This is a genomic window from Leucobacter komagatae (genome assembly GCF_006716085.1).
Classification (GTDB): Bacteria; Actinomycetota; Actinomycetes; order Actinomycetales; family Microbacteriaceae; genus Leucobacter; species Leucobacter komagatae.
Map to the genome: position 1 here is coordinate 2,066,333 of NZ_VFON01000001.1, position 22,943 is coordinate 2,089,275.

Here is a 22,943-nt window from a genome sequence, read left to right on the forward strand (position 1 = left end):
GAGTGGTTCCCTGTTCTTCGTAAGGTGTCAGTTGGTGTGGGTGCGGGATAGCGCCGCGTCGAGTGCGGTCCACGCAAGAGCTGTCGCCCCATCCCGAAGTGTGCGCTCCGCTGCCTGGCCGACGCAGGCGTCGGCGAAGGCCGCCTGGTGGTTGCTCGCGGTGCCGCCGACCCCGATGTATGGATGGATCGCATTCACCACTTGGGAGACGTTGCCCATGTCGGTCGATGCTCGATTCATGGTGACGTCGGCGGGGTTCGCGTCAAAGCTTCTTCCGAGCGCGAGCGCATTTCTCCTGTACCAGTCGAGCGCCTCGGCGTCGGTGCGCATCTCGGCGTAACGCTTGCTCTCGGGCGTCACGGTGAGCTTCGCGCCTGTCGCGAGCGCTCCAGCCTCAAAACATTTCAGCACGCGATCCTCAAGCGCGATGAGCTCGGCCGTGGTGTCCGCACGTACGTACCACCGCCCCTCCGTGCGCTCGGGGATCGCGTTCGGGGCCTCCCCTCCACACGTCTGCACACCGTGTACCCGGACGCTCGATGGGAGCTGCTGTCTGAGCAATGCGATCGCGAGCTGCGCGACAAGAAAGGCGTCGTTCGCGTTCGTGCCGCGCTCTGGGTAGGCCGCCGCGTGTGCAGCCTGACCGTCGTACTGCACGTGCCAGTGTGTCACGGCGAACGGCTCGGCCTCGGCAACATCCACCGGAGCTGGGTGCGCCATCAGAGCAAGGTTGAGGTTGGTGAATGCACCGCGCTCCAGCAACTCAATCTTGCCGCCCCCACCCTCTTCCGCGGGAGTGCCGATCACCTCAACCGCAATGCCGAGTTCGTCGGCCACTGCGGCGAGCGCGATAGCCCCGCCAACCGACATCGCCGAGATGAGGTTGTGACCACAGGCGTGCCCGAGCCCGGGAAGGGCGTCGTACTCGGCGAGAAAGCCCACGGTAAAGCGCACCGAGCTTTCCGGCAATCGCACGGCACGAAACGCGGTCTCAAGGCCAAGGTACCGACGATCAAGTTCAAACCCGTGGGCCTCGAGAACGCCAGAGACGGCTGCAGCCGAGCGGTGCTCCTGCCAGCCGAGCTCGGGATCATCGTGCAACTGGTTCGATAGCGCGATGAGTTCTCTATCAACGGTTCCGACAGCCGCGGCGATCTTTGCCTTCAGCGCGTTACTCATCACCGGGCACCCCGTACGAAGGCGCAACGGCCGGGTTGAGCCCGCGGTGAGTGTAGTCATCGCGCTGCGGCAGCCACTCGGCCAAGATGCGGCCGAGCGTCTCAACCGGGGCGTCGTCCCAGTCGACGCGCAGGTCGGTCACCCGCCATCCAGCATCACTCACGACCGAGAGACCTGCCGAATGAATCGGGCCCGCCTCGCCGCCAGCCGCGAGCGCGGCTTGAAGCGCGGCGAACAGGCGCTCCTCGATCCGTCCCTGTGCCGTCACTGCAGTGTCGACGAGCGCGTCGAGCACCTCCAGCGAGGCAAGCATGTTGCCACCGGCGACCGCGTTGTCACGGGTGGCGGCGCCGAAAATACCGAGTGCCCTTCCCCCTGAAAAGACTGCGGGCCGGCCCGCGCTGTCGAGCACGAGCAGTTGCCGGAAGTCGATGGTTGCTGGGTCTGCTGCCGAGACGACGGCGTCGAGTGCCTGCTGCGAACTGGCGCCAGCGCGGAGTTCAGCGAGCAGCGCCGGGCCGAGACGTGGGTCGGTCACGTTCTGCGAGTGGGCGCCGCCCACGCCGTCGGCGAGGTTGACGCAGCGCGCTGCGACCGCGGGAGACGACGAAGCGATGACTGAGCCGAACTCACCAGTCTCAGCGTCGCGAAGGATCAGTGAGAGCGTCACGCCGCGTCCGCCTCAGAGAGTACGGCGGTCGCGTCGATCTCGACGAGCCACTCGGGGCGCGCGAGGGCCTGCACGACGATGCCTGTCGAGACCGGGTAGACGCCCTTGAGCCACTTCCCCATGGTGCGGTACACGTCTTCGCGGTAGCGCGGGTCGATGATGTAGACGGTCACCTTGACGATGTCAGCGAGACTGCTGCCCGCCTCGCGAAGCAGCATGTCTATGTTCGACATGGCCTGCTCAGTCTGGGCGACGACGTCGCCAACGCCGACGGACTCTCGAGTCTCGAGATCCTGCCCGATCTGCCCCCTGAGGTACACCACACCGTTTGCGACCACAGCTTGGCAGAGGTCGTTGTCGAGATTCTGCTCCGGATAGGTCTCTTTGGTGTTAAACATCCGCAGGCGCTTGTGCGTGGGTTCCGTCACAGGATCTCCTCGTTGAGTAGGGGTGTGCTTCGTTCTCCAGCCAATTGTCGAGAGAATCCGAGTATCTGTAAAATACTCAAAACAAAGATAGGGTATCTGCAAAACAGATCGAGCCCGTCGACGCAGCAAGGAGACCCGCAATGGCGCAGCGTTTTCCCCTCACCCTCACTCAGCTCAGCTATTTCGCGGCGTGCGCGAAGTCTCTGAACATGACGGCAGCGAGCCAGGAGCTCCACGTGGCCCAATCCGCCGTCTCCACGGCCGTTGCCCAGCTCGAACGCTCGCTGGGCGCAACACTCTTCATCCGGCAGCACTCGAAAGGGTTGATTCTCACACCTGCGGGGGAGTCACTCTTGCGCGATACCCAACGTCTCTTCGGGATGCTGTCGGAGACGATCGACACGATCCAGGCAGATCGTGACGACATCACGGGTGAAATCACCATCGCGAGCTTCCACACGCTCACCCCGTTCCTGATCCCACCCCTCCTACACCGCCTGAGGGAGCGCCACCCGAGCCTCGCGGTCTCCGTCAGAGAGGGTGACTACGAGCAAAACCTCGCGGACCTTCGAGGTGGCCGGGCAGAGGTTGCCATCACCTACGCGCTGAGCAGCGCCGACGGCGTGGCGCAGGAGGTTGTCGGGCACGCGGCCCCGCACGCGGTTCTGCACACGGAGCACCCGCTTGCCGGCCGCGCATCCGTTTCACTCGCAGAACTCAGCGCCGAGCCGTTTGTGCTGCTCGACCTGCCCGACAGCAACGAGTATTTCCTCAGCCTGCTTGCAGCGGCGGGCGTCGCCCCCGAGATCCGCTACCGCACGAAGAACTACGAGGCTGTGCGGTCGTTCGTCGCTATGGGGCTCGGGTTCTCAATCCTCAACCAGCGCCCTCGCACTGACGCGACCTACGCTGGCAACCGCATTGCTACCGTCGAGCTCAGTGGCGACGTGCGCGGCCTCGACGTCACGATCGCGACGCTCGCACAGATCGAACAGACCGCGCGAGCAAAGGCCGTGAAGCAAGCGCTCACAGATTTGCTCGCCGAAGATGCGGGCGCAACCATCCAGTGATGTTGCCAAACAGCGGCCCAATCATGCGTTTTTTCGATGATGGGACGTAGTTGAATCTGTTTTCTTGATTCAATGCTCCGTGAATGTGTATTGGCTTCGCTCGGGATCCCTGCGATTTGCTAGGTGCGTCGAAGGTCGCCGTCCGCGCGACCCGGCAGAGAGCAGCCGAACGGGATTACGCCCCGATCCGGGCGCTCCGCACCCCACACATCTACCCGAGCGGAGAGAAACTATGTCAAGCCCTGAACCCGAGGTCACCGAGGTCCTCGTTGTCGGCGGCGGCCAAGCCGGCGTGGCCATGAGCGAGCACCTCACCCAGCGCGGAATCGCTCACATCGTTGTTGAGCGGAACCGTGTCGCCGAGAACTGGCGCACCGCTCGATGGGACTCGCTCGTTGCGAATGGCCCGGCCTGGCACGACCGGTTCCCAAGCATGGCGTTCGACGGCGTAGAGGCTGATGAGTTCGCCCCCAAAGACAGCGTGGCAGACTACCTCGAAACCTACGCCGCGACGTTTTGCGCCCCCATTCGCACTGGCGTGACCGTGACCTCGGTGCGCCGCAACGAACACGGGGCCGGATTCACCGCGGCAACCTCGGACGGCTTCATCACCTCGAGGTACGTTGTCGCGGCAACCGGCGCGTTCCAGAACCCCGCGATCCCACCCCTCGTCCCTGACGACGCCCCCCTCACCCAGATCCATTCGAGCAGCTACCGCAACCCAGAACAGCTGCCTGCCGGTGGCGTTCTCGTCGTCGGCGCGGGCTCTTCCGGTGTACAGATCGCCGCGGAGCTGCGTCGCGCCGGCCGCGACGTCACACTGGCAGTCGGACCCCACGACCGGCCACCGCAGCGCTACCGCGGCCGCGCGTTTGTCTGGTGGCTTGGCACACTCGGGCTCTGGCAGGCGGCCGCGCCGGCTGCGGGTTCCGAGCACGTTACCATCGCCGTGAGCGGTGCCGACGGGGGGCACACCGTCGATTTCCGCGATCTCGCGGCAGACGGAATCAGGCTCGTCGGTCGCGCGAGCGGCTTCTCCAATGGAACGCTCTCGTTCGACGGCGACCTCGCCGCGAACATTGAACGCGGCGACCGCAACTACCTGGCAACGCTAGAGGCGGCGGACGCCTACATCACTCGCAACGGGCTCGACCTTCCCGAGGAGCCGGAAGCCCACGTCCTCGGACCGCTGCCCGCTGACGCCGTCGACCCGATCCGGGAACTCGACATCGCTGACGCCGGCATCACATCGATCGTGTGGGCCACGGGGTTCAAGAGCGACTATTCCTGGCTCCAGGTCGACGCGCTCGACGAACGGGGCCTCCCACGCCACCAGCGCGGTGTCTCTTCAGAGCCCGGTGTCTACTTCCTCGGTCTTCCATGGCAGTCGAGCCGCGGATCCACCTTCATCTGGGGTGTCTGGCACGATGCGAAGTATCTCGCCGACCAGATCGAGATCCAAGGTTCATACCTCGGGTACGACGGCGACGGTGTGCCGTGGAACTTCGTGCCGAAGGAGCAGCGGTCTGGCCTGATCGCCTAGGCCCGGACTACTTCAGCCCACTGTGAGCCCAGCAGTGACCGCCCGCACACTCCGCGCGAGCGATCACTGCTGGGCTTCGAGCCCTCGGCCCCAGAGCATAGGGTCACTCCACTTCGGGAACTCAACGTACACGCCAGGAACTGATTCCTCCCCGGGAGGGAAGAACTCATCCAGGGGAATCCGATGATTAATGCTGCGGATCAGTTCTGACCGGTCTGCCCAGAACAAGCCGCTCAGCACCGACAGGTTGTACTGACCGTTGTCCTGCACCTGATAGACCATCCTGAACCCATCCTCAGTCACCGCCCGAGCTTCGAACCGGTGCGGCCCCAACCCCGTCTGATCCTCAACATCAATCAGCGAAGCCTCCCACCCCTGCGACTCAAAATACTCGACCATCGGCACCGCATCCTCACGCGCTCCAACCGCGCCTTCGGGGTGAATAGTGCGAGTCAAATCAATGAAGTACGAATTCCGACTGTCAGCCCCAGGAAACGGGTACGCAGCTGAAGGCCCACCAAAAGGACCACCAGCTCCTCCTATGAGCCATTTCCAAGGACCACTCGACAGTTGCAACTGCGCGTCGGTCATTAGCTCGCGGGCACGCTCATACCGCTCACCGTAAAGATCAAAGCGCTCCTCGGCAGACAACGCCAAAACCTGAGCACGAGTCATCCCCGACGAATCCTTCGTCCCCAGGCTTGCGAGGCCACTGATCCCTTCTGAACAACCAACAGTGCCGAGCAACAACAGAGCACTCGCCAACATAAGAGGGAGCAGGAGTCGCGGCCTCCGGGAGTTCGGGAATACAGCTTGCTCTCGATCAGCCACGCTTCCCCTCCTGGTCCGGCCCCCTCAGCTTCGGGTCACTCCACTTCGGGAAGTCGACGTACACGCCAGGAACTGATTCCTCCCCGGGAGGGAAGAACGAACCTTTCGGAATCCGGTAATCGATATCATCCGACAGCTCAGACTGATCCGCCCAGAACAAGCCGCTCATGACCGACAGGTTGTATTGACCGTTGTCCTGCACCTGATAGACCATCCTGAACCCATCCTCGGTCACCGCCCGAGCCTCAAACCGGTGCGGACCCAACCCCGTCCGATCCTCAACATCAATCAACGACGCCTCCCACCCTTGCGACTCGAAGTACTCGATCATCGGCACCGCATCCTCACGCGCTCCAACCGCGCCTTCGGGGTGAATAGTGCGAGTCAAATCAATGAAGTACGAATTCCGACTGTCAGCTCCTGGAAACGGATACGCAGCTGAAGGCCCACTCCACGGACCTCCCACCCCACCCGTCAGCCACTTCCAAGACCCCGTCGACAGTTGCAACTGCGCGTCGGTCATTAGCTCGCGGGCACGCTCATACCGCTCACCGTAAAGATCAAAGCGCTCCTCGGCAGACAACGCCGAAACCTCAGCACGAGTCATCCCAGCTGAATCCTCAACATTCATAATCGCCACCCTTTCCGAACAGCCGACAATCCCAAGGGAGAACACCGCGACGAGCAAGAGAGACGATGCCCGCCCCAAGGTTCGCTTCCAGTATCCTTTCTTCCTCATCACTTCTCCGCCGGTCTTGCAAGGACGGTTCCAGATTCACCGAGCGAAGTGGAGTCTTGCGACAGGTATCCAACCGTTCCGTCTGTGTTCCACGGGCGCCAGGAGTCTTTCTCAGCGTAAAGGCTGTGCATCGTCGTGGCTTTCAACAGCACGCCACCCGGGCCGACCGACGCCTCTGCGCTGAGCGCTTCGAAACCGTCAATCTCACGGGGGTCAAGGCCTTTCCCGCCACCCTTTCCCATCCATGCGAGGTTATCTCCGGTTGCATGCACCGCGTACTTTTGGGTGGCGTTGATCTGGCCCGCCGTGGTGCCGTCTGCAACCCCGGCCGACCCGAGAGTCACGACGGCGCCGACGTCGAAGTTGGTCTGTTTCAGCGCCTGCACCGCGACGGTGGAACCGTAGGAGTGCCCGAAGACGGCGAGCTGCGTGGGCGGGCTACCGTATTCGCCGCGGCTCGCGCTCAGGCCGTTGAGAAACGACGTGAGTTCTTGTGCACCCGAGTCCGCGTGTTCCAGGCTGCGCACCTGGCTGACTTTCGTCGGCGAGCGGTACCCGATCCAGTTCACGACAGCAAACGATGCTGAGTCGTTCTTTCGCTTTGCATCGTTGTACAGCGCCTGCGCTGCCTTGTTGCCATTGAACATATCGCCCACCCCTGAGCCCATCCCAGAGACGAGCACCCCGATATTCGATGCGGCGTCAAGGTCCCCGAGCGAGATACCCGCAACAAGAGCCCCGTCGTGACTACCTAGCCCAAGTAACTGCACCGCTGGAGCGCCAGGCATACGGTCGGCTTCCTTCTCAGCTTCCGTAAGCGCGCCCTTGATCGCCTCAAGCTGCCTGACGAAGTCGCCATACGAGACGTCAGGAAGAGCCTCCGCAGCACCGTTGAGCGAGGGATGTCGCGCGTTCACCGCGGCCAGCGGATCCGAGAACCCCATGAGCTCGTAGGCGAGCTTCGGGTTGGCGATCGCGTAGTCCAAGAACTCCCGCGAGGCCGCATCCTGTGCCCAGGCGGGCAGCCCGCTCATGCTCGCGAGCGCGAGCAGCGCTGCGGGCGGCAGCAGCTGCACGTCTGCTGGAGTGAGCCCGAGCGAGTGCCAGTACTCTGCCGCCTCCTCAGGCGATAGGTCGCCGTTGAGCAGCTGCTTGAACCTCGGGCTGTCAGCGATGTCGAGCACCGTCGAGCGAGCAAGCAGGTCGAGCCGCGCGTTGCTGAGGGTTCCCCCTCCCGCACGCGCAAACTGATCGGCGATGCGCCCCACCCACTTGGCGTCCGCCACATTCTCCGTCACCATCCGGGGAAAGCCTGACACGAACGACATGGTGCCAAACCTGAGCCACGAGCAGTGCTCGACGAAACTCACCCAGGCATTCTGCAGTGCGGGAATATGCTCTTCGAGCCCTGTGTCGAGCGTGCGCGAGCGAGACACGAATGTGCGAAGTCGCGACGGATCCGCCGAGCTTCTCCCTCCGCTCGGCCCGCCGCGGGCCGACCTGTCACGCCGCCCGGGCGCAAACGCACCCGCGATTTCTGGCGGGGCGATCGCATACTCCGATGGCTTCGGGTCGGTAGCCGCCGAGCCCGCGTGTGCCGCACCGGTTGGGTCCGCCGCCCGTTCGACCGCGCGCTGATCCTCGCGAACCTGCCAGGCCGCCAGGTCGTTCAGCCGGCTACGCTCGGCCTCTGCTTTGGTCTTCGCGTCTCGAATCGTCGTGGCGAGATCATCGAGCACCCCCGCAAGTCGCAACCGGTCTTCGACCTCTACCCTGCGGGTGATCGCAAACACCCTCGAGTAGGCCCCGGCGAAGTTCACCATTGCGATTTCCGCGGCTGAGCTTCTCGTCGCGGACTGCCCCCTGAGGGCGCCTGACGAGCGGGCGAGCTCCGTGAGCACGCCGTCGGCCACCGCGTCGTCAAACTTGATCGGCAAGCCACACGCTCCTGACGTCCATGCTCACTGGCTCCTCGATCCTGACGGCGCGCCCTCCCGCTCGGGCGGAGCGGCGGCGCTCAAAGCCACGGGGTGTCCAGGCTCTGTTTCACCAAAGGTACCAAACGAACATACGATTTATGAAACCGTTCTCCACACAGGTCAGTCGCACCTGCGCGCCGCGGCGCCGTCGCCCGGACCCTGCCGCGCTCCTACGGGCGATCGAGGCGCTCACGCCGAGCGAAGGTCACCCGCGAGCGCCACGGCGTGCGCCGCCGTCTCACGAACGCGATCCTCCGCCCGCGCGGTGAGCTCAGCAAGATCGCTCGGACCGGGCGCGATCGAGAAGGCGGCCGTGATCCCCGCCGCGCGGCACTCCGCCGCCGTGAGCTCGACGGTTCCCGCAATCACAACGAGCGGCACGCCCGCAGGCCGGGTGCGCGCTACGAGGTCAACGACCTTGCCACCGAGCGACTGCGAGTCGAGCCGCCCCTCCCCCGTGAGCACGAGGCTCGCACTGGCGAGCCGGCGCGGAAGGTCGAGCGCACGCGAGATGAGATCCCCACCAGCGATGGTCTCCGCGCCGAGCAGCGCGACCGCGGCGAGCGGGATCCCACCAGCCGCCCCAAAACCAGGCCGCTCCGTGTAGCTCGCGGTCGGCACCCCGTTGCGGTTCGCCAGGAGCGTGGCCAGGCGCTCGAGGCCCGCGTCGATGACAGCGATCTCCGCGCTGCCGGCGCCCTTCTGCGGACCATACACGGCGGCGGCCCCGGCTAGGCCGCAGAGCGGGGAGGTGACGTCGACCGCGACCCGCCAGGTCGCCGCGAGCGCGCGCGGGTCAAGCCGGGACGTGTCGATGGTAGAGATCTCGGCGAGCCCGGCAGCGCCCTCCCGCACCTCAGCGCCCAGCGCGTCGAGGAAGCGAACCCCGAGCGCGCGCAGCATGCCCGTGCCGCCGTCACTCGTCGCAGAGCCGCCGACGGTGAGCAAGATCTCCCCCGCGCCCCGCGAGAGCGCTTCGAGCGCGAGCTGACCGACGCCAAATGAGTCGGCGGTGAGCGGTTGCAGCGGCTGATCACTCACCCACGGAAGGCCGTTCGCCTCCGCGGCCTCGATGATCGCCGTCGCGCCGTCTGCGTCGATTCCGTAGCGCGCCGCGCGCGGCCGACCGAGTGCGTCTTGGGCGATCGCTTCCCGCGGGGTGACACCCCAGGCGGCAGTGAGCGCGTCGAGCGTCCCCTCACCTCCGTCGGCGAGCGGAATGGCAAGGTACTCGGCCCGCTCTCCCCAGACCTCCCTGGCCCCATCAAGCATCGCCGCGGCAGCCTCGGCCGCAGAGCAGCTCCCTTTAAACGAGTCGGGTGCGGCCACGATGACGGGGCGCTGTGTGCCGTGCATGCGTCTCAGCCTACGGCCCGGAGACGCCGGCCGGTTAGAGCTCGAAGTCGACCCCGGCGCGGCCCGCGGAGCGCTCCTTCACGAGCGCAACGACCGCGAGGTGATCAGGGTGCGTCGCGTAGACATCGAGTGCCGCCTGGTCCTCATGGTCGCTCACCAGCACGAGGTCCCAGTTCGCCTCGGCGTTGAACTCGTTCAGGCGCACATCAAGCGCGAGAATCCCGGGCACAGTCTGCGGCAGTGGCCGCAGCGCGTCGGCGATCTCGGCCGCCTGGCGGGCGCGGTCCGCTGGGGTCTCGCCGTTCATCTTCCAGCTCACGATATGGCGTACGGTCACGGGGGCTCCTTGAGGTGTTTCTGGGCAGTTCTCTATGTGGATCGTGGGCCTAGCGGCGCCAGAAGGACTTCTTCGCGCCGCCCGCCGCTCGCCGCACAGCCGCTTCGAACTTCTCGGCGTCGACGTGCCAGATGGCGTGCCGCTTCTCCCCGATCCGCACCACGGGAATGTCTTCCGAGTGCAGGCGTGCGAGCTCTTCGTCCGCGAGGATGTCGAGCTCGACGAGTTCCGTTGCGACGCCGTCGGCGGTGAGGGCCGACCGCACCTGTTCGATCACGGCCCGGGCATCATCACAGAGGTGACAGCCGGGCTTTCCGATGAGGGTCACGCGCACAGGTTCCACGGTTCAAGTCTAGGGCGAGCATTCGCTACCCTCGTTCCCATGCGCAGAATCATCCAGGCCACCGGAGTCACGCTCACCCTCCTGCTCGTGGCGGGCTGTGCCGGGGCGGGCCCGGCGACCAGCACGACCCCAAAGACTGGGGGTACCGACGCGCCAACCGGCTCGACATCGCAACTACCCACCGACACCCCGTTCTCGCTCGACGGCATCACCTCGTGCGCTCAGGTTGAGGCCGTCGTCACGCCGTACATCACGGGCCTCGTACCGAACGAGGCAAACACCGTCGACGAGTGGGGCGTCAGCTGCTCATGGGAGACGGCCGAGGGAGAGCTGAACCCCGACAATATTCGCGCGGTCTCTGTGCAGCTCGCCCCGGTCGAGGCGGGGTCTGAGACGCCAGACACCAGCCTTATCGCAGACATGGACGGTGGCGAAGTGCTGGAGCACGGTTGGGTGACTTCGAACGGCGGCGTCGCGTTCTCACTCTCGCTTGGTACCGCCGTGGCCGGCGCGATCGCCACGACGGTATGGGTTCCGGGCGTTGAAGCGACTGTTGGTGGTGGCCAGTGGGCGGGGGCTCCGGCGCTCGACGGCGAGGCCGCGGTCGAGGTCGTGCGCTCCCTCATCGGGTAGGGCGCTGCCTTAGCCGGCAACCGGCCAGCCTCTCGCGGAAACAACAAAGCGGCCGACAACGATCACATCGTTGCCGGCCGCTTGCAGTATGACTACTTCTTGTTGCGGCGCTGGTGGCGCGTCTTCCGAAGCAGTTTGCGGTGCTTCTTCTTGGACATACGCTTGCGGCGCTTCTTGATTACTGAACCCATCAGTTACCTCACGTCTCTCGGGCCGTACGGGGCCTAACCGTAACGTGGCCCACAAGATCAACAGTCTACAACGCCGCGCGCGCTCGCGCGAACTCACGAGCTATTCGCGCAGCTTAAAGCGCGCAACGAGCTCCTTCACACGGTGTTCAGCGACAGCCGCAGCGCGACCAATCCGCTCCGCGGCGCTCGCGGCTTCCTCGGGCAAAACCGGCTCGCCGTCTTGCAACCCCTCGGGCCCGGTCACGGTTGAGCCGTTGCCGTCGAGGTACTCGACGGTGACCTCGGTGTCGAAGCCGGCAGAGAGGAACGGGATCACGAAATCCTCAACCATCTCGAGCGGCTCGGCGTTCAGCGAGTAGAAACGGTGCTGCCCCTCCTCACGAACTGTGACGAGTTCGGCGTCGCGAAGCACCTTCAGGTGCTTCGAAACTGTAGGCTGGCTGATCTCAAGCTGGTTGACAATCTCGGAGACGCTCATTTCGGCGTCGTCGACGTGACGGTCGAGAAGCACCTGCAAGATGTCACGCCTGGTCGCGTCCGCGATCACTCCGAAAATGTCTGGCATAGACACCAGGGTATCCCGACCAGTGTGTAGCATGACAACATTGGCCCCCAACGTTCGCTGAAAGAAGGAGAAGTGAGCTCAAGCGCACTCACCAACCGGGCTCCCTTCCAGGGGAAAAGGTCGTCGTGGTTCCATGCGCTCATCCACACGACGCCTGCCCGGTTCGCGATCCTTGTCTTCACGAGCCTCGTAGCGATCTGGACCGCGCTCCTCGCGCTTCCCATCTCGAGCTCGACGTCTGAGATCACGCCGCTCGCCGACGCTCTCTTCACCGCCGTCTCCGCGATTTGCGTGACGGGCCTCTCCACAGTCGACATGGCGACGCACTGGTCGCTGTTTGGCGAGGTCGTGATCCTGCTCGGCATTCAGATCGGCGGCGTCGGCGTCCTCACCATCGCGAGCATGCTCGGCATCACCGTGACGCGGCGCATGGGGCTGCGGCAGCGACTGCTCATCGCGAGCGACACCAACCCGAACCGCACCACCCGCGGTGCCTCCGAGAGCCAGGCTGTCGGGCTCGGTGATATCGGCGGGCTACTGTCTGCGGTGGCGATCAGCCTGCTCGTCATTGAGGCCGGCCTCACGCTCCTCATCACGCCCCGCCTCATGGCCGAGGGCATGGAATTCTGGCACGCGCTCTGGAATGGCTTCTATCTCGCGGCTTCGGCGTTCACAAACACCGGGTTTGTGCCGCTCGCCGGAGGCCTCGAACCGTACCTCGGCGACTACTACCTGCTCACGGTGCTCGCGCTCGGCGTGTTTCTCGGCAGCATCGGCTTCCCCGTCATCTTCGCGCTGTACCGCTACGTCGTGAAGGGCGCTGAGAAACGCCGCCACATCGGGCTCCACGCCAAGCTGACGCTGGCGACGACCCTCGTATTCGTGATTCTCGGCTGGCTGCTCATTACCTCGCTCGAGTGGAACAACCCGGCCACGCTGGGGGCCGAGCCCGTCGGCCGCACTCTCTTCGACGCCTGGTACATGTCGATCATGACGAGGTCTGGCGGCCTCGGCATCATCGACCCGATGGAGATGAACGGGTCGACGAGGCTCGTCATCGACATGCTCATGTTCGTCGGCGGCGGCTCGGCGTCAACGGCCGGCGGCATCAAGGTCACGACGATCGCCGTGCTCTTCCTCGCCGCCTACGCCGAGGCTCGCGGCTACAAGGATATGCAGGCCTTCGGGCGGCGGATTCCGACCGAGGTGCTCCGCGTCGCGGTCTCCGTGCTCATCTGGGGCGCGACGATCGTGCTCATCTCGACGACGATCATCATGCACATGACGGGCTCGTCGCTCGACGAGACCCTGTTTGAGGTCATCTCGGCGTTCGGCACCTGTGGCCTGAGTACCGGCCTCTCAGAGGCCTTGCCCGCCCAGGGCAAGGTCGTTCTCGCGGCGACGATGTGGGCGGGCCGAGTCGGCACCGTCACCCTCGCCGCCGCCGTCGCGGCGACCAGCCGCTCAAGACTCTTTAGATTCCCCGAAGAAAGGCCGATCGTTGGTTGATATTCGAAGTGATGCCCCGGTCATCGTGATCGGCCTCGGCCGGTTCGGCGCCTCGACCGCAGGTCAGCTCGACAGACAGGATCGCGAGGTGCTCGTCGTCGACAACAACGCCGAGCTCGTGCAGAAGTGGTCGGATCGCGTGACCCACGCCGTGCAGGCCGACGCCCGCTCGATGGAGGCGCTGCAGCAGATCGGCGCCGACGAGTTTCAGATCGCCGTCGTCGCGACGGGTGCCTCGATCGAGTCAAGCGTGCTCATCGCAGCAAACCTCGTCGACCTCGGCGTGCCGCAGATCTGGGCCAAGGCGATCTCGCATTCGCACGGCAAGATCCTCGAGCGAATTGGTGTGAACCACGTCATCTACCCCGAGCGTGAGGCGGGCGAGCGCGTCGCCCACCTGCTCTCCGGGGCGATGCTCGACTTCATCCAGTTCGACGACAACTACGTCATCGCGAAGATGTACCCGCCCCGCTCGGTTCGCGGGCGCACCCTGCGGGAGAGCGGCGTTCGCACCCGCTACCGCGTCACGGTGGTTGGCGTGAAGACGCCGGGTGAGCCGTTCACGCACGCGACGCAGGAGACCATGATTTCCAGGCACGACCTCATCATCGTGTCGGGCACGGCGGCAGACGTCGAGAGGTTCGCAACGATCGGTTAGTCGGGGCCGGGGCACCCCGGCCAGGCCCGGAGGCGCTTTGGCTCAGCCCCGAGGCCCCGGCCAGGCCCGAAAGAGCCCCGGCCAGGCCCGAAAGAGCCCCGACTCAGCCCTTCGCCATGGGATCTGCACGAGATATCCCCACTTCGGGCCGGGTCGGCATAGCTACTGCCGATTGCATACGCTGCGCAAAAAGCAACCGGGCTACACAAGCAGTATCCGGGCTGCGCCACAAGCAACCGGCAGCAACCGAGCTACTCCCCGCGCTCAAGCTCCTCAGAGCGGCGCACGTTTGCGGCGAGCGCGCGGTCAAAGAGTTCTCCCCACCCCGCGTCCTGCAGCACGAGCACTGCCTGCTCGGTTGTTCCCTTCGGACTCGTCACGTTGCGGCGCAGCTGGGCGGGCTCTTCGCCACTCTGCACGAGCAGCTCGGCGGCACCCGACACGGTGCCGTTCACGAGCACTCGGGCCTGCTCTGGGGTGAACCCGCGGCGAATCGCTGCGGCTGTCATCTCCTCGACGTAGAGGAAGACGTACGCGGGGCCCGAGCCAGAGACGGCGGCGACGTCGTTGATCTGGTCTTCACGCACGACGATGACATCGCCGACGGTTTCGAACAGGCGGCGCACGGTCTCGACCGACTCAGCCGACGCAGACTCGCCGCCGGCGACGCCCGTGACGCCCCTGCCGAGGTGGGAGGGGGTGTTCGGCATCGCGCGCACGACCTGCGCCTCGGGCAGCTCGGCCTCGATCTGCGCGCATGAGACTCCGGCCGCGACGCTCACGACGATCGTTCCGGGCTTCAGGTCGGCCGCGATCTCGCGCGCGACGTCCGCGATCATCCACGGCTTGACGGCGAGCATCACGAGCTCGGCATCACGAACCGCGATGCGGTTTGCCTCGGGCTCGGTCTCTGCGGCGTGCGCGACAACGTCTTCGGCACCCGCGAACTCTGCGGCACTCGCGGCTGAGTTCGTCGTGACGGTGATCGGCAGCGCGATGTCAACGTCGGGGCTGCGCAGCCCGGCGAGGATCGCACCTCCCATCGAACCGACTCCGATCATTGCGGTGCGGGGAAGCGTTGCTGGCTCTGGCTGCGTCGTCATAGTTCCAGTCTGCCCGAGATGCGCGTTGCCGTGTGCATACGATGCTCAGAAACCTCAGCCCCCTGGCAAAGCATACGGCTACGCATACACTTGAGGCCGAGGGCATGAAACCCAGGAGGCACAATGAGCAGTGAAGGTGGCAAGCGCGCGATCATCGCAGCGCTCCTCGCGAATGTTGGCATCGCCGTAACGAAGTTCATCGCGTGGGCGCTCTCGGGCTCCTCGGCGATGCTCGCGGAGGGCGTGCACTCGCTCGCCGATTCCGGCAACCAACTGCTCCTGCTGCTCGGCGGGCGGAAGGCGAAGCGCGAGGCAGATCAGGATCACCCGTTCGGCTACGGGCGTGAGCGCTACGTGTACGCGTTCATCGTCGCGGTTGTGCTCTTCGCCGTCGGCGGCCTGTTCTCGATCTGGGAGGGCATCTCCAAGATCCGCGACCCGCACACGCTCGAGATGTGGTGGCTGCCGCTCGCGGTGCTTGCCATCGCGATCGTGCTCGAAAGCCTGTCGCTGCGCACCGCGATCAAGGAAAGCAAGCCGCTGAAGGGCAAGAGCGGCTGGCTCGCCTTCATTCGGCGCTCGAAGTCGCCGGAGCTCCCGGTGATCCTGCTCGAGGATTTCGCGGCCCTCACCGGCCTGACGTTCGCGTTCATCGGCGTCGGCCTCACCGCGCTCACGGGAAACACCGTGTTTGACGCGTCGGCGACGATCCTTATTGGTCTCTTGCTCATCGCGGTTGCCGTGATCATCGGCGTCGAGACCAAGAGCCTGCTCGTTGGCGAGGGCGCGTCGGAAGAAGACGTGAAGAAGATTCAGTTCGCGCTCGCCGATGCGAAGGAGATCGACAGGATCATTCACATGAAGACCCTGTACCTCGGCCCCGACGAGATCATGGTCGGTGCGAAGGTCTCGCTGCCCGCGACGACGACGATGTCCGAGGTTTCCGTGATCATCAACCTCGCCGAGCGTCGCATCCGTGATGTGGTGCCTGCGGCGAAGGTCATCTACATCGAGCCCGACGTGTGGCTCGACCCGAACCTGCCGACGCCGACGACGAGCTCAATCGTCATGCTCTCAAGCGACTAGCGAGATGGTGCTCATCGACGACCCCAGCTGGCCGGCGCACGGCAAACTGTGGGCGCACCTCGTGAGCGACGACAACCTCGAAGAGTTGCACGCGTTCGCGGAGGCGAACGGTATCCCGAGGCGAGGCTTCGACATCGACCACTACGACGTGCCGGCTGACATGCACGCGGCGCTCATCGCAGCGGGCGCGACCCACGTCGGTGGGCGCGAGCTCGTGCGGCGATTGATCGCCTCGGGGCTGCGCGTGACGACGCGGGAGCGGCGAGGCCGCTAGCGCTGTGGCCGGCGGTCTGACCGAAGCGCGCAGCGAACGTGGACACAGCGCTTTGAGTCGCTATGAGCCAGATACCGTTCGGGTGCTCAAGCAGGCGCGCTGCGGGGTATCGGCGCGTGCCGGGGCAGGTCTTGCTGCAGTATGCTCGCGAGATTTTCCTCACCTGCTGAGGTGAGCCTCACTGCACGGGTGCTCGAGGGGAGCGATTCGATCCATGCTCTGTGCTTGAGCGTGTCAAGCAGCATCTCTGCGGCCAGCCCGGCGACATGGTCGCGTCGCTCCGTCCAATCAAGGCATGGACGGGTGAGGGGGCGCCTCGGGTGCACCGGCAGGTCGATCCCGAGAGACTCCAACCAGGCCCGTCCCGGCGGAGCGAGACTGAAGTCAGACTCAAGAAAGCCTCTCGCGCGCATGCCATCGGCGAGCGCAACGCCGAGTTTGCCCGCGAGGTGCCGGTAGCAGGTACGAGCCTCTCTGATGGCGCGGTCACGGTGTTGGGCATCAAGCGACTGTTTGGCAGGCCGGACTCGACCGGAGAACGATGCCAGGGACTCGACCAGTGCTGCAGCCTGTGTGCCAGCGAGCCGAAGGTACCGGTGCCTCCCCTGTCGCACTTCTTCGGCGAGCCCACTGTCGAGCAGCTTGTCCGCATGCTCGCTCGCTGAGGACCTCGCGATCCCGGTGCCCCGAGACAGTTCGGTAAGCGTCCAGGCCCTCCCGTCGAGCATGAGCAGCAGCATCGACGCACGGGCGTCGTTGGCGAGTACGGCGGCCGTCGCCGCCAAGGCCGGGCTGCTCGTCTCTTCCATGCCGAGAACTCTATCGTCGGCAGTGTTCGGGCCAGGCCGAACAGTTCGCCCCGCAGACTGGATCGCATGTACTCGACTCTTTCGATCGACCCCTCCGTGTTCTACTTTGGCACTCCCGTGGCCCTACTCACCACGGGGAAGGCCAGTGATGCCGTGGCGAACATCACGCCTATCTCGTCGGCCTGGGCGTTGGATGATACCTACGTCCTCGGGCTGAGCAACCTCAGCCACGCGATGAGCAATCTCCGCGAGAATGGCGAGCTCGTTATCAACCTGCCAGACGCCCCGCTCTGGGAATCAGTCGAGCGGATCGCTAAGACGACCGGCGCTACCAAGGTCCCGCCACTCAAGCAGGAAAGGTACCGATATGAGCCGAACAAGTGGGCACTCGGCGGGTTCACTCCGCGACCCAGCGAGGCTGTCGCGCCCCCGCGGATCGCTCAGTGCCCGGTTCAAATAGAGGCTCGCGTTACGAACATGACACCTCTGGGTGCCACAGGGGACGCCACGACCGTCCACGCGAAGGTCCTGCGCACCCACGTGCACCGGTGTCTCGCAATGCCAGGAACCTCACACATCAATCTCGAGGCTTGGAACCCGATGTATTACACGTTCCGCCACTACTTCTCACAAGGCGAGCGAGTCGGGGTCAACTTTCGAGCAGAATGGTGAGTGCTTCGGAGCAAGTGCACACCACGTCTTGCCCGTAGGCCAGCGGTGAACTCAACGGAGAACTCGCGCTATCCGGCGAGTTTCGAGAACGATCGCCAGCCGTTTACCGCCCGGCCACTTTACGGTGCACTCTCGTTCGCCGGGCCTTTCTATCGTTGACCCGTCAGATCGGGGAACTCAGGATCGGGGCGGCGCCATTGCCGGCCCGGGTGAGCCCCGCGACATGAACGAAAGGCTCACTGTGACTTCACGTGTCTTCATCCGCCGGGCCGCGCTGGCGGCGGGCGTGCTCGCACTCACCGGCACCCTCGCTGCGTGCTCGTCGGGCGCTCCGGCTACGGACGGCGGGGCCGACGGCTCGGTCGATGCCGCAACGGCGACAAGCGCCGCAGACTTCGGCGGGTTCGACGGCCTCGTCGAGGCGGCGAAGGCCGAGGGCGAGCTCAACGTTGTCGCGCTCCCCGAGGACTGGGCGAACTACGGCGAGATCATCGCCGGCTTCGAAGACAAGTACGGCATCACGGTGAACTCCGCGTCGCCGGACGCGTCGAGCGCCGAGGAGATCCAGGCAGCCGAAAACCTCAAGGGGCAGGACACCGCGCCCGACGTCTTCGACCTCGGCGCCGCCGTCGCACTCGCGAACACCGACAAGTTCGCTGCGTACAAGGTCGAGAAGTGGGATGAGATTCCGGCCGAGAACAAGGAATCGACGGGGCTCTGGGTGAACAATTACTCGGGCATCATGTCGCTCGGCTACGACTCGGATAAGCTCTCGGAGCCGAAGAAGCTCGACGACCTGCTCGGGGCGGAGTTCAAGGGCGCGGTCGCACTCAACGGCGACCCGACGCAGGCAGGTGCGGCGTTCGCCGCGGTCGGTTCGATCTCGGCGCTGAACGGCGGTGGCGTTGACGATTTCGGCCCGGGCGTCGACTTCGCGCAGAAGCTCCGCGACGCGGGCAACTTCCTCACCGTCGACCCGACCCCTGCGACGATCGCGTCGGGCGAGACCCCCGCGGTCTTCGACTGGTCGTTCAACAACATCGCTGCGGCCGCTGACAAGCCGAGCTGGAAGACCACCGTGCTCGACGGTCCCGTCTACGTGTCGTTCTACAACGAGGCCATCAACGCCGACGCACCCCACCCCGCCGCTGCCCGCCTGTGGCAGGAGTGGATCTTCTCTGACGAGGCGCAGGCGCTGTTCCTTGAGGGCAACGCGGTGCCGGTCAGGATCGACGCGCTGAAGGAGGCCGGCTCGGTCGACGAGAAGCTCATCGAGCAGGTCAGCTTCGGTACGAGCTCCGAGGACTGGGTTTCGCCGGATCAGAAGCAGACCGACGCCGCGAACGCGCTGCTCGCAGAGCGCTGGGCCGCGGTCGTCAAGTAGTGCTCGGGCCTGTGCGCCGCGCAACCCGCGGCGCACAGGCCTCCACGTTTCTTCATCACCCCATGCGTAAAGCCGTCGCGGCGCTCGGACTCATCCCGTTCACCGCCTATGTCTGCCTGTTCCTCGTCGTGCCGACGCTCATCGCGATCGGCTCAGGCTTCACCGCCGAGGGCGGGTTCACCCTCGCGAACATCCCAGTGCTGTTCGCCCCCGAAACGCTGTCAGCGTTCTGGGCGAGCATCTGGCTGAGCGCCGTCACCGCGGTGGTGGGTGCCGTTGTCGGCGGGATCCTCTGCTGGGCGCTCGCCGCCCTCCCTGAAGAGGGTCCGCTCCGCCGCCTCGTCGATTCGGCGAGTTCCGTCCTCGCCCAGTTCGGCGGCGTCATGCTCGCCTTTGCGTTCATCGCCACGATCGGTGGCCAAGGCCTCATCACGGTGCTGCTCAGGGAGCGCCTCGGCACCGACATCTACGCCGAGGGCGTCTGGCTGTACGAGCTCCCCGGCCTGATTCTGCCCTACCTGTACTTCCAAGTGCCGCTCATGGTCATCACGTTCCTCCCGGCCGTGCTCGCGCTCAGGCCGGGGTGGGCCGAGGCCGTCGCGACGCTCGGCGGCCGTGGCGGCAGCTACTGGCTGCGGGTCGGCGCCCCGATCCTCACCCCCGCGTTCCTCGGCTCGCTGCTGCTGCTCTTCGCGAACGCGTTCTCCTCGTACGCGACGGCCGCGGCCCTCATCAGCCAGGGCTCGCAGATTGTGCCGCTGAAGATCAGGGCCGCGCTCATCGGCGAGACCGGCGCTTCGCTCGCCTCGAACGCGGGCGTGCTCGCGCTCGGCATGATCGTCGTCATGACCGCCGTGATGTTCGGCTACGGCCGGCTCATGGCCCGCACCGCGAGGTGGCAGGGGTGAGCGCGGGCATCCCCGGGCGCCCGTCGCCCGCCGTCGCACGGCTGGTCGTCGCGGTCATCGGTCTCGTGTTTCTCATCCCGCTCGTCGCGATGCTCGAGTTCACGCTGCGCAACACCGCGGGCGGGCATGATTTCTCGCACTGGGCGGCACTGTTCGACCCTGACAGGGCGCGTGGCTACCGCGTGCTCGCGCAGGGTGTGCAGAACTCGCTCTTGCTCGCCGTGATCTCGCTCGCGATCGTGCTCCTGCTGTTCTTCCCAACAATCGTGCTCGTGCACCTGCGGTTCCCGCGGCTGCAGCGCGCGCTCGACCTGCTGACGGTGCTGCCGATCGCTATCCCGGCCATCGTGCTCGTCGTCGGCTTCGCGTCGATCTACAGGGTTATCGGGCAGGCGTTCGGGTCTGGCGTGTGGACACTCGCGCTCGCCTACGGGGTGCTCGTGCTGCCGTTCGCGTACCGGGCGATTGTCTCGGACCTCACCGGGATGGATGCCAGGGTGCGCGCAGAGGCAGCCAGGTCGCTCGGCGCGGGCTGGGTGACCGTGCTCGTCCGCGTCATCGCGCCGGGGGTGCGGCGGGGCTTGCTCGCGGCATCGCTCATCACCATCGCGATCGTGCTCGGCGAGTTCACCGTGTCATCGCTGCTCAACCGCACGACGCTGCAGACCGCGCTGCTACAGATCTCAAAGTCTGACCCGTTCGTGGCGGTCGCGGTATCGCTCGTGTCGCTCGTCGCGGCGTTCGTGCTGCTGCTCATCGTGAGCGCCACCGGAGGCCCGCCGCGCCGGCGCGGGCATAGACACACTCGATCGTCCAGCAGCTCCGTCACCCCAACCGATTCGGCGCGCGCCACAGTGCCCGCGCAAAGCCCCAAGGAGTCCGCCCGTGGCCGCTAACCACACCCCAACCCCCTCGCCCTCACCCGTGAGGTTAGAGGCAGTCACGAAGTCCTACGGCTCGACCACGGTGCTGCACGGCGTCGACCTCGCGCTCGAGCCCGGCGAGCTCGTCTGTCTGCTCGGCCCCTCGGGGTGCGGGAAGACGACGGCGCTGCGCTGCATTGCGGGGCTCGAGCAGGTCTCGGGCGGGCGGATCCTGCTCGGCGACGAAGACGTCACCCGAGTGCCCGTGAGCCGCCGCGACATCGGCATGGTGTTTCAGCAGTACTCACTGTTCCCGCACCTCTCGGTTGCGCGAAACGTCGAGTTTGGGCTGCGGATGCGACGCGTCGACCGCGCCGAGCGCACGCGGCGGGTCGGGGAACTGCTCGAGATCGTGGGCCTCGACCATCTCGCCGAGCGCTTTCCGCACGAGCTGTCGGGCGGCCAGCAGCAGCGCGTCGCGCTCGCGCGCGCCCTCGTGACTCGGCCGCGCGCCCTGCTGCTCGATGAGCCGCTCTCGGCGCTCGACGCGAAGGTTCGCGTGCGGCTGCGCGAGCAGATCCGGGCGATTCAGACCGAGCTCGGCATCAGCACCGTGTTCGTCACGCACGACCAGGAGGAGGCGCTCGCGATCTCCGACAGGGTCGCGGTGATGGAGTCGGGCAGGATCGCGCAACTCGGCACCCCCGAAGAGCTCTACCGGCGGCCCGCGTCACCCTTCGTCGCCGACTTCGTTGGGCTCTCAAACCGGGTTGCTGGGGTACTCGACTCGCATCCAGACGGCACGGTGGTGCGCGTGCAGGGCGCGGTGCTGCCCGTGCTCGGGCAGGCGGGGTCGAGCGCCGGGGCGGGTGCCGCAGTGACGGCGTACGTTCGGCCGGAGCACGTGCGGTTGGTGGCGACGTCTCCGGGACCGGGCTCTGCTGGTGCTGGGGCTGGCGCTGGCGCTGGTGGCACGGTTGTATCGAGCGGCTTCCTCGGCTCGATTAGGCGCACGGTGGTTGAGCTTAACGACGGCACGACGATCGCGGCCCAGCACGGGGCAGACATCGCATACGCCGCGGGTGACCAGGTCTCGGTCTCGTTCGCGGCCGAGCCCGTCGCTGTCTCGTAATCCCGCACGCGCTCACGCTCACGCTCACGCCCTCGCCCGCACCCGCACCCTCGTCCTCGTCCTCGCCCCATCATTTTCTCGAGCACACATCAAAAACACGCGTAAAAGGATGTGCGCAGAAGAGATTGGGGTGTTCGGGCGCGGAGTGGCGGTCCGGCAGGGCCCGGGGCTGGCGGGGAGTGGCGGGGCCACCCGCCTAGCGGCGCTCCGAGAAGAACGCTTCCAAAAGTTCAGCGCTCTCCGCCGCCCGCACCCCAGCGACAACCTCGGGAACGGGGTGCGGCAGCCTGCCGTCGCGCAGTAGGTCATACACGCTGCCCACCGCGCCGGCCTTGTCGTCCCACGCCCCGAACACGACCCGAGGCACCCGCGCCGCGAGGATGACGCCCGCGCACATCACGCACGGCTCAAGCGTGACGACGAGCGTGCAATCGGTGAGAAAGCGGTCGCCTATCGCCTCCGCGGCGCCACGAATCGCGATCACCTCCGCGTGCCCCGTGGGGTCGGTGCTTGTGAGGCGCCGGTTGCGGCCCGTCGCGAGCACCTCGCCATCGGAGCCGAGGACGACGGCGCCGACAGGGATCTCCCCCGCAGCCGCAGCCTCACGCGCTGACTCGAGGGCGCGCTCCATGGCTGTGAGCTCGTCTGGTGATGGAGGGATGGTGGTCACGGCAATAGAAT

At 65.9% G+C, this 22,943-nt stretch carries 26 protein-coding genes; 12 read left to right on the top strand and 14 right to left on the bottom strand.

Annotated elements, in window-relative coordinates; genetic code table 11:
* Nucleotides 1-27 precede the first annotated feature (27 nt).
* The 3 genes from FB468_RS09365 to FB468_RS09375 are packed head-to-tail and all read right to left on the bottom strand — an operon-like array spanning nt 28 to nt 2,277.
* Nucleotides 28-1,179 (bottom strand): M20 family metallopeptidase, encoded by a 1,152-nt coding sequence (locus FB468_RS09365; protein ID WP_141887112.1) that lies wholly within the window; start codon nt 1,177-1,179, stop codon nt 28-30.
* A complete protein-coding gene (locus tag FB468_RS09370; protein WP_141887113.1) occupies nt 1,172-1,849 on the bottom strand; it encodes a DUF1028 domain-containing protein in 678 nt (225 codons plus the stop codon). Before FB468_RS09370 ends, FB468_RS09365 begins: the two co-directional genes overlap by 8 nt.
* Nucleotides 1,846-2,277, bottom strand: coding sequence for a RidA family protein (locus FB468_RS09375; RefSeq protein WP_246055829.1), 432 nt, complete (start codon nt 2,275-2,277; stop codon nt 1,846-1,848). Before FB468_RS09375 ends, FB468_RS09370 begins: the two co-directional genes overlap by 4 nt.
* Before the next feature lie 140 nt (nt 2,278-2,417).
* Here FB468_RS09375 and FB468_RS09380 point away from each other — a divergent pair, with 140 nt between their 5' ends.
* Both FB468_RS09380 and FB468_RS09385 read left to right on the top strand, forming a co-directional pair.
* Entirely contained in the window at nt 2,418-3,347 is a 930-nt protein-coding gene (locus FB468_RS09380; RefSeq protein WP_141887114.1) for a LysR substrate-binding domain-containing protein, read from the top strand.
* 232 nt (nt 3,348-3,579) lie between these two features.
* Nucleotides 3,580-4,890, top strand: coding sequence for a flavin-containing monooxygenase (locus tag FB468_RS09385; protein ID WP_141887115.1), 1,311 nt, complete (start codon nt 3,580-3,582; stop codon nt 4,888-4,890).
* A 63-nt stretch (nt 4,891-4,953) separates the two neighbouring features.
* Here FB468_RS09385 and FB468_RS09390 read toward each other — a convergent pair whose 3' ends face one another.
* The 6 genes from FB468_RS09390 to FB468_RS09415 form a co-directional block, all read right to left on the bottom strand.
* On the bottom strand, nt 4,954-5,565 hold the full coding sequence (locus tag FB468_RS09390) for a hypothetical protein (protein ID WP_141887116.1): 612 nt from the start codon (nt 5,563-5,565) through the stop codon (nt 4,954-4,956).
* Between the two features lie 148 nt (nt 5,566-5,713).
* Nucleotides 5,714-6,460 carry a hypothetical protein gene (locus FB468_RS09395; protein WP_141887117.1) on the bottom strand — a complete coding sequence of 249 codons (747 nt, stop codon included), beginning with the start codon at nt 6,458-6,460 and terminating at the stop codon, nt 5,714-5,716.
* The gene (locus tag FB468_RS09400; protein ID WP_141887118.1) at nt 6,460-8,397 is read right to left on the bottom strand and encodes an alpha/beta hydrolase; all 1,938 of its coding nucleotides are present in this window, start codon (nt 8,395-8,397) and stop codon (nt 6,460-6,462) included. Before FB468_RS09400 ends, FB468_RS09395 begins: the two co-directional genes overlap by 1 nt.
* A 231-nt stretch (nt 8,398-8,628) precedes the next feature.
* The gene (locus FB468_RS09405; protein WP_141887119.1) at nt 8,629-9,795 is read right to left on the bottom strand and encodes a glycerate kinase; all 1,167 of its coding nucleotides are present in this window, start codon (nt 9,793-9,795) and stop codon (nt 8,629-8,631) included.
* A gap of 34 nt (nt 9,796-9,829) precedes the next feature.
* On the bottom strand, nt 9,830-10,132 hold the full coding sequence (locus tag FB468_RS09410) for a Dabb family protein (protein WP_141887120.1): 303 nt from the start codon (nt 10,130-10,132) through the stop codon (nt 9,830-9,832).
* Nucleotides 10,133-10,181: 49 nt separating this feature from the next.
* On the bottom strand, nt 10,182-10,475 hold the full coding sequence (locus FB468_RS09415) for a glutaredoxin family protein (RefSeq protein ID WP_141887121.1): 294 nt from the start codon (nt 10,473-10,475) through the stop codon (nt 10,182-10,184).
* Between the two features lie 39 nt (nt 10,476-10,514).
* Here FB468_RS09415 and FB468_RS09420 point away from each other — a divergent pair, with 39 nt between their 5' ends.
* Complete coding sequence (locus FB468_RS09420) at nt 10,515-11,108, top strand: hypothetical protein (protein WP_141887122.1); 594 nt, start codon at nt 10,515-10,517, stop codon at nt 11,106-11,108.
* A 92-nt stretch (nt 11,109-11,200) separates the two neighbouring features.
* Here the strand turns inward: FB468_RS09420 and FB468_RS09425 are convergent, their stop codons facing one another.
* Entirely contained in the window at nt 11,201-11,299 is a 99-nt protein-coding gene (locus FB468_RS09425; RefSeq protein WP_005504750.1) for a 30S ribosomal protein bS22, read from the bottom strand.
* A gap of 100 nt (nt 11,300-11,399) precedes the next feature.
* Complete coding sequence (locus FB468_RS09430) at nt 11,400-11,864, bottom strand: ArsR/SmtB family transcription factor (RefSeq protein WP_141887123.1); 465 nt, start codon at nt 11,862-11,864, stop codon at nt 11,400-11,402.
* Between the two features lie 72 nt (nt 11,865-11,936).
* Between FB468_RS09430 and FB468_RS09435 the strand changes: the two genes are divergently transcribed.
* Both FB468_RS09435 and FB468_RS09440 read left to right on the top strand, forming a co-directional pair.
* Entirely contained in the window at nt 11,937-13,373 is a 1,437-nt protein-coding gene (locus FB468_RS09435; RefSeq protein WP_342777248.1) for a TrkH family potassium uptake protein, read from the top strand.
* Nucleotides 13,366-14,031, top strand: a complete 666-nt coding sequence (locus FB468_RS09440; protein ID WP_141887125.1) for a potassium channel family protein — start codon at nt 13,366-13,368, stop codon at nt 14,029-14,031. The genes FB468_RS09435 and FB468_RS09440 overlap by 8 nt, the downstream gene beginning before the upstream one ends.
* Nucleotides 14,032-14,282: 251 nt before the next feature.
* Here FB468_RS09440 and proC read toward each other — a convergent pair whose 3' ends face one another.
* Nucleotides 14,283-15,134, bottom strand: a complete 852-nt coding sequence (gene proC, locus FB468_RS09445; protein ID WP_246055830.1) for a pyrroline-5-carboxylate reductase — start codon at nt 15,132-15,134, stop codon at nt 14,283-14,285.
* 123 nt (nt 15,135-15,257) lie between these two features.
* Between proC and FB468_RS09450 the strand changes: the two genes are divergently transcribed.
* Nucleotides 15,258-16,220, top strand: a complete 963-nt coding sequence (locus FB468_RS09450) for a cation diffusion facilitator family transporter (protein ID WP_141887126.1) — start codon at nt 15,258-15,260, stop codon at nt 16,218-16,220.
* A gap of 4 nt (nt 16,221-16,224) precedes the next feature.
* Nucleotides 16,225-16,494 carry a DUF4031 domain-containing protein gene (locus FB468_RS09455; protein ID WP_141887127.1) on the top strand — a complete coding sequence of 90 codons (270 nt, stop codon included), beginning with the start codon at nt 16,225-16,227 and terminating at the stop codon, nt 16,492-16,494.
* 86 nt (nt 16,495-16,580) lie between these two features.
* On the opposite strand, the gene FB468_RS09460 is transcribed toward FB468_RS09455, so the two are convergent.
* Nucleotides 16,581-17,303, bottom strand: a complete 723-nt coding sequence (locus FB468_RS09460) for a helix-turn-helix domain-containing protein (RefSeq protein ID WP_141887128.1) — start codon at nt 17,301-17,303, stop codon at nt 16,581-16,583.
* Between the two features lie 66 nt (nt 17,304-17,369).
* Between FB468_RS09460 and FB468_RS09465 the strand changes: the two genes are divergently transcribed.
* The 5 genes from FB468_RS09465 (at nt 17,370) to FB468_RS09485 (ending at nt 22,262) form a co-directional block, all read left to right on the top strand.
* Nucleotides 17,370-17,975 (top strand): flavin reductase family protein, encoded by a 606-nt coding sequence (locus FB468_RS09465; protein ID WP_141887129.1) that lies wholly within the window; start codon nt 17,370-17,372, stop codon nt 17,973-17,975.
* 223 nt (nt 17,976-18,198) lie between these two features.
* Nucleotides 18,199-19,359 (top strand): ABC transporter substrate-binding protein, encoded by a 1,161-nt coding sequence (locus tag FB468_RS09470; RefSeq protein ID WP_141887130.1) that lies wholly within the window; start codon nt 18,199-18,201, stop codon nt 19,357-19,359.
* Between the two features lie 62 nt (nt 19,360-19,421).
* Nucleotides 19,422-20,267 (top strand): ABC transporter permease, encoded by an 846-nt coding sequence (locus FB468_RS09475; protein WP_141887131.1) that lies wholly within the window; start codon nt 19,422-19,424, stop codon nt 20,265-20,267.
* Nucleotides 20,264-21,163, top strand: a complete 900-nt coding sequence (locus FB468_RS09480) for an ABC transporter permease (protein ID WP_246055832.1) — start codon at nt 20,264-20,266, stop codon at nt 21,161-21,163. Before FB468_RS09475 ends, FB468_RS09480 begins: the two co-directional genes overlap by 4 nt.
* Nucleotides 21,153-22,262, top strand: coding sequence for an ABC transporter ATP-binding protein (locus FB468_RS09485; protein ID WP_141887132.1), 1,110 nt, complete (start codon nt 21,153-21,155; stop codon nt 22,260-22,262). Before FB468_RS09480 ends, FB468_RS09485 begins: the two co-directional genes overlap by 11 nt.
* A 196-nt stretch (nt 22,263-22,458) precedes the next feature.
* On the opposite strand, the gene FB468_RS09490 is transcribed toward FB468_RS09485, so the two are convergent.
* A complete protein-coding gene (locus tag FB468_RS09490; RefSeq protein ID WP_484177360.1) occupies nt 22,459-22,923 on the bottom strand; it encodes a nucleoside deaminase in 465 nt (154 codons plus the stop codon).
* Nucleotides 22,924-22,943 lie beyond the last annotated feature (20 nt).

Coding starts and splice junctions, on each gene's coding strand:
- FB468_RS09365 (WP_141887112.1), bottom strand. CDS start 1,179: ATGAGTAACGCGCTGAAGGCAAAGATCGCCGCGGCTGTCGGAACCGTT.
- FB468_RS09380 (WP_141887114.1), top strand. CDS start 2,418: ATGGCGCAGCGTTTTCCCCTCACCCTCACTCAGCTCAGCTATTTCGCG.
- FB468_RS09385 (WP_141887115.1), top strand. CDS start 3,580: ATGTCAAGCCCTGAACCCGAGGTCACCGAGGTCCTCGTTGTCGGCGGC.
- FB468_RS09390 (WP_141887116.1), bottom strand. CDS start 5,565: ATGACTCGTGCTCAGGTTTTGGCGTTGTCTGCCGAGGAGCGCTTTGAT.
- FB468_RS09395 (WP_141887117.1), bottom strand. CDS start 6,460: ATGAGGAAGAAAGGATACTGGAAGCGAACCTTGGGGCGGGCATCGTCT.
- FB468_RS09405 (WP_141887119.1), bottom strand. CDS start 9,795: ATGCACGGCACACAGCGCCCCGTCATCGTGGCCGCACCCGACTCGTTT.
- FB468_RS09420 (WP_141887122.1), top strand. CDS start 10,515: ATGCGCAGAATCATCCAGGCCACCGGAGTCACGCTCACCCTCCTGCTC.
- FB468_RS09425 (WP_005504750.1), bottom strand. CDS start 11,299: ATGGGTTCAGTAATCAAGAAGCGCCGCAAGCGTATGTCCAAGAAGAAG.
- FB468_RS09430 (WP_141887123.1), bottom strand. CDS start 11,864: ATGCCAGACATTTTCGGAGTGATCGCGGACGCGACCAGGCGTGACATC.
- proC (WP_246055830.1), bottom strand. CDS start 15,134: ATGACGACGCAGCCAGAGCCAGCAACGCTTCCCCGCACCGCAATGATC.
- FB468_RS09450 (WP_141887126.1), top strand. CDS start 15,258: ATGAGCAGTGAAGGTGGCAAGCGCGCGATCATCGCAGCGCTCCTCGCG.
- FB468_RS09455 (WP_141887127.1), top strand. CDS start 16,225: ATGGTGCTCATCGACGACCCCAGCTGGCCGGCGCACGGCAAACTGTGG.
- FB468_RS09460 (WP_141887128.1), bottom strand. CDS start 17,303: ATGGAAGAGACGAGCAGCCCGGCCTTGGCGGCGACGGCCGCCGTACTC.
- FB468_RS09465 (WP_141887129.1), top strand. CDS start 17,370: ATGTACTCGACTCTTTCGATCGACCCCTCCGTGTTCTACTTTGGCACT.
- FB468_RS09470 (WP_141887130.1), top strand. CDS start 18,199: ATGAACGAAAGGCTCACTGTGACTTCACGTGTCTTCATCCGCCGGGCC.
- FB468_RS09475 (WP_141887131.1), top strand. CDS start 19,422: ATGCGTAAAGCCGTCGCGGCGCTCGGACTCATCCCGTTCACCGCCTAT.